The following is a 15,276-nucleotide window of genomic DNA, read 5'->3' as shown; positions in this document are numbered from 1 at the left end:
CATTACACCACCTTTGATTGATTGCCGGAATCATCATTTTTTCTTCTCGTCAAGACTTTATACAGCTTTTCCGTTAAAGGTAATCCAATAATAATACTAGCGTACAGCCCCGTTACAGATGTAAGAAGATTACTCGCACCAGAAAATGCAGTAATCGTATCGCTCATTTCAGGAAATGCAGCAACAAGCGGTCCCAGTGAAGCTGCAGCCAAACTGCCGCTTCCCACCCCTGTTGCCATTGCAAAGGAATACGGGTGCAGAGGGGTAATGGTCGCCAACAGACCAGAAGCAAGCCCCATAAAAACAGATCCAAATACGGTACCAAAAATATAAATAGCCATAACACCGCGACCCTCCGGTGAAGACAAACCATATTTATCAGTGATAAGCGCCAAATTCGGTTCCCGGCCTACCGAGTGGGTCATGCCAATACTTTCACGCTTTAATCCTAGAAAAAGTGCAAGTGGAAGTGCCAAAAAAATGGTTCCCAAATTTCCCAGCTCCTGCAGTACGATAGCTGCTCCCGCTTCAATTAATTCCGGCAATGCAGGACCTGCTTGTACACCGAATTTTGCAATAAGAAGTGTTACCGATATAAATACGAGCGGCTCTGCATTAATCGATTGTTTTTCCTTTATCAATGGTGTGAAATATATGCTAATTCCTATAATGACAGCATATAACATAGGTAATAACAAAATAACACCTGGGCCTAGGGAAATTTCATGTGTTCCTATAAATTCTGTTACGATAACAATTAAAAATACAATCAAATGTAAGCGCCAGTCTTTCCACATATTAATCACCTGTTCAGCCATTCCATTATCTCCCCCTGTCGTTTAAATCGCTTCAAAACTGCTTTTTTATAAAAACAGGAGCCCAAAAGAGGCTCCTTTGAGTAATCAGGATCAACCAGCTTCATTCAACGAATCACTTGAATGTTCTTCCATATATAGCAATGCAGTTTTCCCGAGAACCTTCGCAGCTGTCAGCAATGCCCTCTCATCAATATCAAATTTAGGATGATGGTGCGGATACGCTTTTTCCCACTCTGGATTTTTGGCACCTGTAAAAAAGAAGGTTCCTTTAACGTACTGCAGGTAAAAAGCGTAGTCTTCACCACCCATAATTGGCGGTGTCTCAGTAACTTTTTCAACACCCGGAACATTCTGGGCAGCTTCTGCAGCAAATGTTGTTTCCTCTTCGTGATTCACAAGCGTTGGATATCCACGTGTATACGTATACTGATAATTGGCACCAGAGACTTGGCATGTTCCCTTAATCACTTCTTCTATCTCTTTCTCAATGAAGGTTCGAGTTTCTTCTTTAAACGTACGGACAGTCCCCGTTAATTCAGCGGTATCCGCAATGACATTATAAGAATTCTTTGCTTCAAAGTTACAAATAGATACAACCGCTGAATCAAGCGGATCTACCCTCCTGCTGACAATTTGCTGTAAATTATTGATAAGCTGCCCGCCAATAACAATACTGTCTTTTGTATTATGCGGATACGCCCCATGTCCTCCTTCACCTTGAATTGTAATATCAAATCGATCTGGGGCTGCCTGAAGCGCACCTGATCGATACCCAATCTCACCAAGCGGCATTTGTGCTTGTAAATGGGTACCAAATATGACATCCACATCATCAAGACAGCCATCTTCAATCATGGAAATAGCTCCCCCGGGCGGAAGCTCTTCGGCATGTTGGTGGAGAAAAACAATTGTGCCTTCTATTTCTGAATTCATTCCATTCAGCACTTTTGCAAGACCTAATAAAGCTGCTGTATGCCCGTCATGACCACAAGCATGCATAACCCCGTCATAAACGGATTTAAACGGAACATCGGTTTGCTCATGTATTGGAAGTGCGTCAAAGTCTGCACGTATAGCAACTGTAGGACCTGGCTTTTCTCCCTTTAGATATGCCAAAACCCCATTACCCCCTACATTGGTGCGGACATCATGACCTAACTCCTTATGGAAATTGGCAATATATGCTGCCGTTTTCTCTTCTTTAAAAGACAGCTCAGGGTGCTGATGAAGATGTTGGCGTATGTTTACCATTTCATCAAATACCGCATCCAATTTACTGAATAATTGTTCCATTTTATCACTCCCTCAGTTTAATTATTAATACTTATACTAATACAAATGTTCAGATATTTACAGGGGAAACCTTTAGAAAACATCACACTTATTTGATTTTAATGTTTGACTGCTCCCTCTTCCAACTCACTTAACAGCTGATAAATGGCCGAAGAATCCAAAATACCTTTCCCTTGATCATTGGCTAAATGGAAAAGGTGGTGAACGTTGTGGCTTGCAAATGCGGGTAATTGATTCTGTTCTGTAAGACTGCGATATAACTGAATATCCTTGCTCATATTAGCTAACGAAAATTTGACATCTTCAAATGTATGATCGAGAATGTTCGTCCCAAACACGTCCATTGCACGTGTATGCGCCGAACCTTTTTGCAATATGGAGGCGAGCTTTTCTTTTGATACACCAGCTTTCTCACCAGTCATAAATGCTTCACTTAATAACGTAATCACACCACCAACCACCATGTTATGACAAAGCTTGACTATTTGCCCCGATCCAATATCACCGATATATTCGATATGATCGCCAACGGATTGCAGAACAGGTAAAATTGATGGAAATGATTTATCATCTCCTCCGACCATAATGGTTAAAGTCCCATTCGCTGCACGTTCAGGGCCACCGCTTAATGGGCAATCAAAAAAGTCAACGCCATGGCTCTTCGCCGCATGATACAGTTTTCTTGTCATTTGAACATCATTGGTACTCATATCCAAAATAAACGCGCCATTTTTCATAACATGAATAATACCGTTTTCCTTATCCATTACCGTTTTTTCGATCAATTTCGGTGTAGGCAATGATAAAATCAGAAAATCTGTTTCTTCTGCCAGCACGTCTGGTCGATCGACGGCAATGGCCCCATTCTTTTGAAGGTTTTCAACAGCCCTCTGATCAATATCATAAACATACACATCGTCGTAATGCTTTAATAAATTCCGTGCAATACCGCTTCCCATCAGACCACAGCCTATTATTCCTGCTTTTTTCATATGACAATCCCTTTCTACGCTTTTATATAAACTGTCTTGTAATCTGTCCAAAAATCAAGTGCTGTAGATCCTTGTTCACGGGGGCCTATGCTGGATGACTTTTTTCCTCCAAACGGATATTGATTTTCGAAATAATTGGATGGTATGTTGACATGCGTCACACCTGACTCAATATTTCGAACAAAATGCATGGCTTTCTTCAGATCATTTGTATAAATCGTCGAGGACAATCCAAAATCACTGTCATTCGCAATGGTCAAGGCGTCCTCATAGGAATCAGCTTCAATGATCGCAATTACTGGCGCAAAGATTTCTTCATGAAAAATGGTATGCTCCGAAGTAACATTGCTGAATACTGTAGGTGCAACAAAATAGCCTTTATCCCTGCCATGATCGGTTAAACGTTTGCCACCACACTCTAAAACGGCACCTTCATTAATGGAAACATCCACATAGTGCAAATACGTATTCAGCTGATTTTCATCAATAACCGGACCGTTATCCACGTTCTGCCCAAAACCGTTCCCAATATTGAGTGAATTGGCTTTAGCTACTAGCTTTTCAGTCACTTCTTTTGCGATTGACTTTGGTACAATCAGACGACTTGTTCCTGTACATCGCTGACCATTATCCAAAAACCCGCTTATAACAATATTTTCAATGGTCTCATTAATATCGGTATCCTCCAGAATAATAGACGGGTTCTTACCTCCCATCTCTGCCTGCATCCGTGCCCCTCTATTGGTTACTGATTTTCCTAACGAAAGACCTACTTCAGTAGAACCGGTAAACGACACTCCTTTTATTTTTGGATGATTGCCAAGCACCTTGCCTATCACACTTCCTGAACCTGTCACCATGTTGACCACACCAGCCGGAACACCTGCCTTCTCGAGCAATTCAATCATTTTAACACTAATTAATGACGTGTTACTTGCAGGTTTAAAAACAACCGTATTACCGGCAATAATGGAAGGCGCAATTTTCCATATGCCGATACCAAGTGGGAAATTATATGGTGCAACCACACCAACCACCCCCAGTGGCTCTCGTACTGTGTAAGCAAAAATATCACTATCCTGGGATGGTACTGTTTCACCATCAAGACGTGTCGCCTCTCCACTGAACTGTTTCATGGCTTCAATTGTTTTCTTCACTTCACCCTGAGCATCATGATATGTCTTCCCTACCTCTTTTGTAATCAAAGTTGCCAATTCATCTTGTTGTTCTTCAAGGAGCTGAATTAACCGAAATATTACCTCTCCACGTTTAGGCGCAGCGATTCCAGACCATTCCGGAAAGGAACGTTCACCAGCAGCAATCGCTTTTTCAACATCCGCTTCATTTGATGCCTGAAAATAACCAAGAATATCTTCTGTTTGAGCAGGGTTAATACTTGAAAACAGTTCACCGGTTACGGATGAAATCCAAGTCCCATCAATATAGTTAGAATATGTCGTTGTCATCAGTGTCCTCCTTGTAAGCGTTTTAATCATTATAATAATTAAAATTGTACAAATAAATGTGGCGGGCAACAAAGATTCCATTTAATTTTTGTTGCTCGCCACAAATAGTCGTAAAGCGATGACGATATCAAACCAGTCTTGTTCATTTTTTAAATTGATATCAAGTAACGCTTCTATTCTTTTGAGCCGATAATAAAGTGTATTAACATGAATATGAAGATACGCTGCGGTTTCATTATGCTGCTTATGATGGTTGGCAAATGCTTTAAGTGTGTCCAGAAGAACACGATCTTTAATAAGAAGTTTGCCGAGTTTGTCCCGGATAAACAAGTCAGCCGTAGAATCATCAATATTATGCAATAATCGTTCCGCTCCAAGCTTTGCATATTCTACAATATTGACATCTTGACTTGACTTGGCATAACCAATCGAACGGATAGCTTCTTGGTAAGAAGTTGCTATATGGTGTATTGTTGTCTGCCGACCCACACCAAAAAGGAGCTGGTTCGCTGTTCTACAGATGGATTTTATATTTTTTATGATATTATGCGTAGTATCGACATGCAATGAGGGGAAAATCACAATTAATTGAAAAGCTTGTGTTAATATTAAACTATGACCACAGATATCGGTGATCATGTGTTCTATCGATCTGACAAGCCTTTCCTTATCTTTGATTTGATCGTTCCGCCATAATGGTTCATCATTACCTTCAATAATCATGCACTGTACGTGCCAATCTTCATCCCAGTTAAAATAATGAATAATACGGTGAATATCTTTTTCCGAAATACCCTCTATCATCTGATTAAAAACTTCTTCACGGAATTGCAGCTCGTTTTCAAGTAATGCATGATCTTTCATTAAATCGATTGCTATAGCTAAACTTGCATTCTCTATAGCAACTTGGTCGATTCTGCTAAATTCGTTAAACGGTTGATCCAGCTTCAAAATACCCAAAACTTCATTGCCGCGTTTTATAGGGAAAACTGTTTGATCTTCTTCATAATGATTTGTCGGATAATGGGCTACTTTTGAATCAATTAATGATTCCAGCAGGGAAATAATTTCATTCATCCCCCCATCAACCGATAATATTTGGTATGAATTGAAATAGATTGGGCTAACAAATCATTTTTTTCTTTCAGATTGTGATAGACGTTTGAATTCTCGATAGCAATCGCACTTTGCTCGGCAACCACACGGATGACTTGCATATCTTCCTCTGCAAAAATGCCATTCTCCTTAAAATTATCGACTACAAGGACACCAAGACAACGATTTCGATTTAATATAGGCACACAAAAAGCACTTTTGATTTTTTGTTTATATACCCCTTTGTAATAATACCGATAATTCACTTTCGACATGTTGCTCATATAGCGATCAATTTCCTGTTCGGACGTAAACAGTTTAGGTTCTCTATCCCTAAACACTTTCCCGGCTATTGACTCTCCCGGATCAAAAGCAACTTTTTTTAATGACTCTTCATGAATGCCTTTGCCTTCAGCTAACTTAAGTTTATCTGCCGATTCATCATAAAGATAAACGATAAACGTATCAGCTATCTCTATTAATTCACTGGCAGCCGCTATAACATTTTGCAATACGCTTTCTAATTTCAGAGACTGCGTTAATAATTTATTAAGTTCCAAAAGCTTTGAAGCTGTTTGTGGATTAAAATTGTATTGGTGTCGCATGGGTCCCCCCCTTATGGGTTACCAAAAAAACAAACGTTTATGTTCAATCTTTTTCACTCGTATTAATTGATTTTAATAGTTTGTAAAAGCTGGACATTGGCTTTTATGAGATTATAGATCTTCATCCAATTATCGGTATCAAATCCACAAATTACCCGCATAAAATTCAACGGAAACTCCTGGAAAATAAATGATTCGTGTGTTAATTCACTTTGACATCCGCTTTCACAGATTCACCATCTTGAGATTTCTTTTTAGGAACACCCACACCAGTGTAAATATAAATTAGAGCAAATATTATTCCAAGATAGGTCATAGGTGCATATAAAATAAACTCCCCTGTTGAAACTTCAAGTGTATCCACAATAAATGCGCCTGTTACTCCCCAGGGTATCATTGGAGACAAAGTAGTACCGGTATCCTCCATGGTTCTCGACCAATTTTTACGATAAAGTTTGTACTTATCATATAAAGGACTTATAATCGGCCCTAAAACTGCATATGTGACATAGTAACTTCCCGTTATTGTAAAAAGTAACCCGTGCAAACCCAGAGTGGATGTCATGATTGTTTTTGAATTTTTGGCCGCATGCATAATTTTATCAAGTAAAGTAGATATAACTCCAGCTGTCTTTAATGGTGACCCGAAGATTGCTGCACCTATTAGAAGTGAAACAGTACCCAACATGCTTGCTAAGCCGCCTCTTTGCAATATTTCATCCACTAGAGGAATATCGGTAGAACTAATATACCCATTCTCTAATACATTAATAAACTCTAAAAGGGTACTTCCTTGAAAAATAATTGCCAGCAATACGCCTGCTATAATACCTGCTGCAAATGCGGGTAATGTTGGCTTCTTGAAATAAATCAATGTTAAAATAATAAAAGGCGGAATAATCAATATCGGATTTAGATTAAAATTCTCTTGAAGTGTATTTACAATCATATTAATATTTTCCTGCTGTTCCGTTCCACCGCCATATTGAATTCCCAAAATAAAATACAGCACTAATGAAATCACAAATCCTGGTATCGTTGTCCAAAGCATATGTTTTATATGATCGATTATATTAACGTCTGCCATAGCAGATGCCATGACAGTGGTATCTGATAAAGGTGAAAGTTTGTCTCCAAAAAAGGCACCTACCACAATTGAACCGGCAGTGTACTCAACAGGTATCCCAAGGCCAATAGAAACACCCATTAATGCAACCCCTACCGTACCTATTGTTCCCCACGATGTCCCAGCCATAACAGACATGACCGCACAAATGATTGCCGTGATAACTAAAAAAAATAGCGGATCGATACTTAACAATCCATAATATATAATTAAAGGAATCGTTCCAGATAACATCCAAGAGCCCGTTAACATCCCAACTGCCAACAGTATTAATATGGGCTTAAACATTGACTTTAACGTTTCCATTAAATCATCTTCAATAGCCTGCCATTTTATGCCCCATATCATAGATAGAATAATAACTGACATACCTGCCAAAATAAGAATTATGTTAGTTGGCGCATCAAGATAAAGTACCCCGCCTAGTACCACTAAAAAAGATACAAACAACAATGTAAGCACTTTCCCTAATGACAATACTTGATTCATTAAAATACTCCCCCCTTATTAAAAATATTTTTAAGATAATTTCTAATTATCTTAATTTATATGTGCCAAAGTGTCAATATTTTAAATAATTAAATTAAGTTTTATAGAGAATCCACGTAGCTCTCGTTTCACCCCAGGTCACCTTGGGAATAATTTGTACAAGTCCATGCGCCCACTAGATAACGGCAGGACTGCGAGCGGAATACATGATAATACATCAGCGGTTGTACTCGTATCAGAAACTTATGTCAAACAACAAAACAACACCCCTGGTACGTATCGTTTCATGGGGAACCGCGGTGTCGATCCAACTATTATAGGAATCGGACCAGTTTCTTCTATTAAATTGGCATTAAAGAACGTCGTTTTAACATTGAATGATAGCGATAATAGAGTTAAATGATTAAATTAGCCGTTAAAAAGAGTCCAAAAATAACAAATAGCTAAAAAACATCCCGCATCACTATAAAAGTTATACGGGATGTTTGGCTTTAAAATCGTCTTCATCAAGAGTTAAAGCCCATTATTCTTATGACTTTCCGAGCCAATGTCTAACATGATTATTTACCTGTCTGTCAACGGTATATCATCATATCTTTCAACATCTAAGTCATGAACTTTCCCTGTTGCAAAGCTATTTAATATACCGTATAAACCATTTTTGACTGCTTTGTTCAGTTGTCCCATTTTCTTTTGTCCGAAGTCTTGTGTTTGTCCGGTTATTTCAAATATGACAGTGCCGCTTCCATTTAATGCAAAGGAGCCAAGTGCTGTTCCAGGTAAATCCAAATCTTGGGGATATAATGAAATGTTTCCAAATGGTGAATTCCCCATTTGTTGTAACGCATCATATGCAGCAACATTCAATTGCTTGGAAAAATCAACATTATATTGGTCTGCGTATTCACTGTATTTCTCGCCCTCTTCAGTATCTGGATGTGGTACGAACACGCCGGAAAGCGAGAGGGTAACTGGATCATCCGTGCCATCTATGACATATTCTCCTTGATGGTGCAAATCTACGAAAACATCGACGGTACCAAATTGATCCTGCAAGTCTTTATAAACATCTCGCACCGTTTGGGATTCAGGTGTGATATACCATCCCGGTTCTGAAGATGAACCTGGAAAATCCTCAGGCTGTGGCGTGTAATTCAAATCAGGATTGAAGTCCCGATTCACATCGAAGCCTGGATTGGATTCATAATCCCAATATTGGTTTTTATAGGTATAATAGTTCCAGGAAGGTTCGGCAGTTTGCAGTTGTGGAAATGCTGATGTCACTTCATCCCATGTCATTTCATTTCCACGACGATTCAGTTCTGTCGCATCCGGGTTGATCATCGGCATGGCAACAATCGTTAATTCTTCCCTAAGCTGTCTCATTTCAGGAGAATTATTTGACCCAATCTGTTTGATCATGTCTAGCAGCGCTTTTGTACCAACTTTTTCATTGCCGTGAATTTCACTTTGAATGAATGCCACTTTATCCCCCGACCCAATCGTTGCTTTGTAAATTTCACGGCCTTGATTGGAATAACCAGCAACTTCTACCTCCACATTTCCTTGACTCGTTTGCTCGATCTGATCTAATTTTTGAGTCAGTTCATCATGGCTTATAAAGCCCGATACCGGTGGTTTTTCCATAATAGAGGAAGCTGGGTTAGCTTTTACTAGTGAATCATACGTGGGAGCCAACATCCCTGCGCTTAACAAAACAGCACTACAAGCCAATGCAAGCCTCTGCTTTTTTCTCCTCATCTAAAAAATCCCTCCATAATATTCATTTAACTTCCACTTTATCTATTCTTTTTCAAATAATTAAATACCTTCCGTAAATTAGAAAATGAATCTTTAGTAACTGAACTTATATGCAATTGGACATCGTATGAATGGGACAAATGTCAGGTACAATACTTTCGACCTGTTAAGGGATTGTCACTTTCCTGCTGTAATAAGTGGCTACAATAGGCAAATATTTATGCCCGGAATTCGAAACAGCGAGAACAGCATCGGCTCTAAATAACGCCCTGAAACCTTAAAATAATTTCTGCCACGATAGCAGATCCTAAAAATAACCCAAGCAATACACACATACCAACAACAACTGTTTTCCAGCCTAATTTAACAAAGTCTGTCCATGAACGGCCGATCGTAGGTCTTCTCCACCCATAATCGGCGGTGTCTCAGTAACTTTTTCAACACCCGGGACATCATGGACAGTTTCTGTAACAATTGCTGTTTCCTCCTCATGATTCACGAGTGTTGGATATCCGCGTGTAAACGTATACTGATAACTGGCACCGGACACCTGACATGTTCCCTTAATCACTTCTTCTATTTCTTGCTCGATAAAGTTGCGGGTTTCTTCTTTAAAGGTACGGACAGTTCCCGTCAATCCAGCGGTATTCGCAATGACATTATAAGGATTCTTTGCTTCAAAGTTACAAATAGATACAACCGCTGAATCAAGCGGATCTACCCTTCTGCTGACAATTTGCTGTAAATTATTGATAAGCTCCCCGCCAATGACAATGCTATATGCGCCTGTCCCTTCACCTTGGATTGTAATATCAAATCGATCGGGGGCTGCCTGAAGCGCACCTGACCGATATCCAATCTCACCAAGCAGCATTTGAGCTTGTAAGTGGGTGCCAAATATGACATCCACATCATCCAGACAGCCATCATCAATCATAGAGACTGCTCCCCGGGCGGAAGCTCCTCGGCATGATGGTGGAGGAAAACAATTGTGCCTTCTATTTCAGACGTCATCTCATTCAGCACTTTTGCAAGACCTAATAAAGCTGCTGTATGGCCGTTATGACCACAAGCATGCATCACACCATCATGAACAGATTTAAACAGAACACGGAACATCGGTTTAACTCATGTATTGGAAGTGCGTCAAAGTCTGCACGCATCGCAACTGTAGGACCTGTCTTTGCTCCCTTCAGATACGCCAAGACCCCATTACCCCCTACATTCGTACGCACATCATGACCTAATTTTTTATGGAAATCAGCAATATAAGCCGCCGTTTTCTCCTCTTTAAAAGACAGCTCAGGATGCTGATGTAGATGGCGTCGTATGTTTACCATTTCATCGAATACAGCATCCAACTTAGTGAATAATTGTTCCATTTTATCACTCCCTCAATTTAATTATTAATATTTATAGAGAAAATTTTTATAAAACATGATCTGATTTAATGGTTGACTGTTCCTTTTCCAACTCACTTAACAGCTTATAAATGGCTGAGGAATCCAGAAAAACTTTTCCTTGATATTTTGTCACTCTACTATTATTAAAAAAAACAAAAAATAGGCGGAAACGTTGCTTCAATGCCGTACCGCCCGGAGATGACAACCACGCTATCTCAAAATCTGCTCAATCCAAAATTCGAAATATCTATATCGGGTTTATTCTTTAAAACCATCTGTGATAAAACTTCCCCTATTGCACTGCTGAATTTAAAACCATGTCCGGAAAACCCACAGGCTACCATAATATTTTGATAACCTGGCAGTCGATCAATAATAAAATCGCCATCAGGGCTGTTCGTATACGTACAAACCTTCCCTTCTTTATGTTGGGCTTTTTGAGAAAAATACTTTTCAGCAAAACTTGATGTCACTTCACTGTCTTCAGAATATGTCCCAAAAACCTCCAATTTTTCATTCGGCCGAAGCTCGTGACCCCCATCATGCCTTCCAATTTTCACGCCACTGTGATTTAAGCTTGGAAAACCATAATAAGTACTGTTTTCATCGTTAAATGACCACGCCGGGAATACTTCCGGACTATATAAATTTTCATCGGAATGAAACCAGGAAAAAGTTTTTCGTACTGGAGTAATCGGTAGTTTTCTCTCAAGATGAGCTGTAACTTGATTAGTTCCTTTACCAGCCGTTATAATAAGTTGGTTGCCTTCAATAACCTGGTCATTTAGGTTAACTTTAACCTTATTATCATTTGCTTCAATCAATTGGATTTTTGAATTTGGATAAATTTCAGCTCCATCTCTAACAGCCAGTTTTCGAAAAGAATTGATTGCCTTTTCACTCATTAATATACCAGAATTTTTTTCAAAGCATCCCATTAAATTTCCGGGAAGACTGTAACCTGGCCACCTTTCATTAATTTGTTGGGATGTCAATACTACAGCAGGAAGAGAAAATGTTTTTGCCGATTGGATAACATTTTTTAAAAATAAAGATTTCTCCGTACCAATATTTAAAACACCAGTCTGCAAAAAAACGCTCGTACCAGCTTGTTTTTCCATTGCTTGCCAAAGTTCCTGTGAACGCAAGGCGAGTGGTACATAATTTTCCCCTTCCCCATAGGCGTGACGAATGAGTCTGCTTTCTCCATGATGAGAGGCCTCTGAATGGGGCGGGTCATATTTGTCTATTAGTGCAACCGATTTATTCGCTTTGCTTAGATAATAACCAGCAGCCATTCCCATCGATCCTGCTCCGATAATAACGACATCATAAGACATAATCTAACCACCTTTCTATTAATCTAATAATAAGTTTGGCAGAAATAAAGAAACCTCCGGAATATAGGTTACGATAATCAGCGTTGGCAGCCAGGCACATAAGAGAATAATCAACGTTGGTTTAAGCATCTCATTTATCGGGGCCTTCGCTAATTGACCTCCAAAGTAAAGTAATGGAGCAGTTGGCGGTGTAATGTTCCCCATTCCTAAGTTCACGGCCAGAATTGCTGCAAAATGAACAGGATCTACGCCAAGGTTTACAACAATTGGAAGCAGAATAGGTGTAGTAAGCAGCGCCCCACTAACATCGTCCATAAGCATCCCGATAATTATCATAAATACATTAATCATAAGCATTAATAGAATCGTATTTTCGGTTACTGAGAACAAAATATTTGTAATAAGCTCAGGAATATCTTCCATAACATAAATTCTGCTAAGGATCATGATCGCAAACACCATAACCATAATGATACCGGTTGTCGTGGCCGCATCAACAAATACTGTTTTAAAGTCTTTGAATTTCAGTCCTTTATAAACCCATAATCCGATTGGAATGGCATAGAATGCTGCCACAGCAGCTGCTTCGGTTGTAGTCATGATACCACTGTAAATACCTCCAAGAACCAGTATTGGCATGACCAGGCCTGGAATAGCAACAACTGTCTTAATTCCGAATCTTTTTGACTTGTATTTATTAAACTCTGTATCGAGCACAGGTGCAGAAGTTAATGTTTTATTTCTCATATACACAATATTGATAATACTTAACAGTACAATTAAAATAACACCGGGAATCACTGTTGATAAAAAGCTTGCCAGTACAGATTGATTACTGAGCCATGCATATAAAATCATAATACCGCTTGGTGGAATTAAGAGCCCTAAGACAGAAGAATTGGAAACGAGAGAAGCGGAATAGCCTCTTGGATATCCTCTTTCTTCGAGTTTGCCAAACATAATTGACCCGATAGTAGAGAGGGCCGCCATCGCACTTCCCGAAATAGATCCGAAAATAGCACAGGCAAATATAGTTACAATGCCGAGCCCGCCTTTAACTTTACCAACTATGATTTCTGTCCAATCGATAATGACCTTGCCCATACCCCCATATTCCATTAGCTTGCCAGCAATTATAAATAAAGGAATAGCTAACAGAACAGTAGAACTCAATTGACTATATCCATATGGAAGTAAAAAGCTGGGGTCATAATCCTGAGATATCACCAAATAAAGTGTTGCTCCCAAAAATGCGAATACAGCCGGTACACCAATTAGCAATAATACGATTAAAAGTGATAGTGCAATCAGCAAGATAATTTCCATCGTCATAACCCCTTACCGCTACGAGCAACTAAAATTTTTGCATCATTAACCATCTTCACTGCCAAGTATAGTGACATTAGTATGAATCCGATCATTATGGCGCTTTGGGGAATATATAGTGGGTATTTCCAAGCACTTGAGTTGCCGCCGCTGTTGATACTCCATATAACAAAGCTATTGGCCCAAAAAGTAAAAACAATAGCTATAACAAGGCAAATAACCGTGTTTAGCAACTGAACCATTGATTTTATTCGTTCATCTTTAATGTAGACTTTTGTGAGATCCGCCGTAATATGGGTATCAAGGTGGGTTCCATAAGAAGCTCCCATAAAATACATCCAAAATGCAGGGATAAGAATTAACTCTTCCAGGCCATATAAATCAGCCTGGAAGATATATCGCAGCAAAACAGTCGCTACCAGACCCAGCAATATAAGTATGCTTGATATAATCATAATTCCTTTTTGCAGATTTAATAGGAAGTTCCAAATGGAATAAACATATTTTTTCAAGGTTTCCCCCTCCCTATTGAACGTTTTCAATTAATTTATCCAATAATTCTCTTCCGATCGTTTCCTCTGCTTCCGGCCATACGTTTTCTCTTGCTTTTTCGGCCAATGTAGTCAATTCTTCATCCGTAAACTCATACACTTCGATACCTTCTTCTTCCATTTTTTCTCGGTACATCTTTTCATTCTCTTCTGCCACATCAAAACTTTCTTCAGTCAATACATTACTTGCTTCCTGTATGGCTTTCTGATCTTCTTCACTTAAACCATCAAACAAATCCTTGTTAACCAGCAAATGCGTCGCTTCAAAGAAATCATTATACTGGTAATAATGTGTAATAATATCACTATACTGCAAATAATTTACGAGTGGATGACCGCCTGTCCAACCTTCAGCAGTGCCTGACTGCAGCGCTGTGTAGAGTTCTGCATAAGGGACGGATACTGTATTAAACCCTAATTGTTTGGCATTCTGTGTCGTGATATCAATTTGAGGCACACGAAGGAGTACGTCTTTATCCGCTCCATACTCTAATGGGGCCGTTATTTCTTTCGTTGTACCAATCCCTCCAAATCCTTCCGCAAAGAAACCTAGCAATTGAATATTCTGCTCATTGTGTATTTCTTGTAAAGTTTCTCCAAAAAAAGTATCCAGTTGAAAATGCTCCCTTACCTGGTCGTAATTAGTAAATAGATATGGGAGAATATTCATTTCAAGACGACTGTCCAAGTGGGTAGGCGTAGAAATTAATCCCATGTCCACCGTGCCTTTTCCAATCTCTTCATACATTAGCGTATAATCTCCCAGCTGATTTGCAGGATATACTTCCATCTCAATGCACCCATCTGTTTTTTCAGAAACTGTTTCTGCCATCTTTTCAAGTGCAACTGTATTTGGGTGATCTTCATTATTCTGACCAGCTACTCTTAAGGTCATGTTCTCACCATTACTATTATTTGAAGCTTCTGAAGTTCCATCATTCCCGCCGCAAGCTGCGAGTAATAAAAGAAATATAACACTAACAGAAAATATAATCGTTTTTCTCATGGGAT

At 39.2% G+C, this 15,276-nt stretch carries 15 protein-coding genes; all 15 read right to left on the bottom strand.

From position 1 onward, the window contains the following. Positions 1 to 2: 2 nt before the first annotated feature. On the bottom strand, positions 3 to 818 hold the full coding sequence (locus tag BM195_RS07985; RefSeq protein WP_090236248.1) for a DUF3100 domain-containing protein: 816 nt from the start codon (positions 816 to 818) through the stop codon (positions 3 to 5). A 90-nt stretch (positions 819 to 908) separates the two neighbouring features. After that, on the bottom strand, positions 909 to 2,111 hold the full coding sequence (locus BM195_RS07980; RefSeq protein WP_090236246.1) for a M20 family metallopeptidase: 1,203 nt from the start codon (positions 2,109 to 2,111) through the stop codon (positions 909 to 911). Between the two features lie 98 nt (positions 2,112 to 2,209). After that, the gene (locus BM195_RS07975; protein ID WP_280141248.1) at positions 2,210 to 3,154 is read right to left on the bottom strand and encodes an NAD(P)-dependent oxidoreductase; all 945 of its coding nucleotides are present in this window, start codon (positions 3,152 to 3,154) and stop codon (positions 2,210 to 2,212) included. Then, positions 3,118 to 4,569: an aldehyde dehydrogenase family protein gene (locus tag BM195_RS07970; protein ID WP_090236243.1), complete on the bottom strand. Its 1,452-nt coding sequence runs from the start codon at positions 4,567 to 4,569 to the stop codon at positions 3,118 to 3,120. Before BM195_RS07970 ends, BM195_RS07975 begins: the two co-directional genes overlap by 37 nt. A gap of 81 nt (positions 4,570 to 4,650) precedes the next feature. After that, positions 4,651 to 5,646 (bottom strand): PucR family transcriptional regulator, encoded by a 996-nt coding sequence (locus tag BM195_RS07965; protein WP_090236239.1) that lies wholly within the window; start codon positions 5,644 to 5,646, stop codon positions 4,651 to 4,653. Next, positions 5,643 to 6,269: a GAF domain-containing protein gene (locus BM195_RS07960; RefSeq protein WP_090236236.1), complete on the bottom strand. Its 627-nt coding sequence runs from the start codon at positions 6,267 to 6,269 to the stop codon at positions 5,643 to 5,645. The genes BM195_RS07965 and BM195_RS07960 overlap by 4 nt, the downstream gene beginning before the upstream one ends. 202 nt (positions 6,270 to 6,471) lie before the next feature. Continuing rightward, positions 6,472 to 7,884 (bottom strand): Na+/H+ antiporter NhaC, encoded by a 1,413-nt coding sequence (gene nhaC / locus BM195_RS07955; protein WP_090236234.1) that lies wholly within the window; start codon positions 7,882 to 7,884, stop codon positions 6,472 to 6,474. Positions 7,885 to 8,448: 564 nt separating this feature from the next. Further along, positions 8,449 to 9,645 carry a M14 family zinc carboxypeptidase gene (locus BM195_RS07950; RefSeq protein ID WP_090236231.1) on the bottom strand — a complete coding sequence of 399 codons (1,197 nt, stop codon included), beginning with the start codon at positions 9,643 to 9,645 and terminating at the stop codon, positions 8,449 to 8,451. Positions 9,646 to 10,003: 358 nt separating this feature from the next. Then, positions 10,004 to 10,582, bottom strand: a complete 579-nt coding sequence (locus BM195_RS18985) for a M20/M25/M40 family metallo-hydrolase (protein WP_342028024.1) — start codon at positions 10,580 to 10,582, stop codon at positions 10,004 to 10,006. Beyond that, on the bottom strand, positions 10,579 to 10,764 hold the full coding sequence (locus tag BM195_RS18980; RefSeq protein WP_342028023.1) for a M20/M25/M40 family metallo-hydrolase: 186 nt from the start codon (positions 10,762 to 10,764) through the stop codon (positions 10,579 to 10,581). The genes BM195_RS18985 and BM195_RS18980 overlap by 4 nt, the downstream gene beginning before the upstream one ends. Beyond that, positions 10,725 to 11,027, bottom strand: a complete 303-nt coding sequence (locus BM195_RS18975) for a zinc-binding metallopeptidase family protein (RefSeq protein WP_342028022.1) — start codon at positions 11,025 to 11,027, stop codon at positions 10,725 to 10,727. Before BM195_RS18975 ends, BM195_RS18980 begins: the two co-directional genes overlap by 40 nt. A 236-nt stretch (positions 11,028 to 11,263) precedes the next feature. Beyond that, positions 11,264 to 12,388, bottom strand: coding sequence for an N-methyl-L-tryptophan oxidase (gene solA, locus BM195_RS07935; RefSeq protein WP_090236224.1), 1,125 nt, complete (start codon positions 12,386 to 12,388; stop codon positions 11,264 to 11,266). 18 nt (positions 12,389 to 12,406) lie between these two features. Then, a complete protein-coding gene (locus tag BM195_RS07930) occupies positions 12,407 to 13,714 on the bottom strand; it encodes a TRAP transporter large permease (protein ID WP_090236220.1) in 1,308 nt (435 codons plus the stop codon). 2 nt (positions 13,715 to 13,716) lie between these two features. After that, positions 13,717 to 14,226 (bottom strand): TRAP transporter small permease, encoded by a 510-nt coding sequence (locus tag BM195_RS07925; RefSeq protein ID WP_090236214.1) that lies wholly within the window; start codon positions 14,224 to 14,226, stop codon positions 13,717 to 13,719. A 13-nt stretch (positions 14,227 to 14,239) separates the two neighbouring features. Beyond that, positions 14,240 to 15,271: a TRAP transporter substrate-binding protein DctP gene (gene dctP, locus BM195_RS07920; RefSeq protein WP_090236209.1), complete on the bottom strand. Its 1,032-nt coding sequence runs from the start codon at positions 15,269 to 15,271 to the stop codon at positions 14,240 to 14,242. Between the last annotated feature and the right edge of the window lie 5 nt (positions 15,272 to 15,276).

This window comes from Lentibacillus halodurans, assembly GCF_900112045.1.
GTDB lineage: Bacteria > Bacillota > Bacilli > Bacillales > Amphibacillaceae > Lentibacillus > Lentibacillus halodurans.
This window is presented reverse-complemented; position numbering and strand designations above follow the sequence as displayed.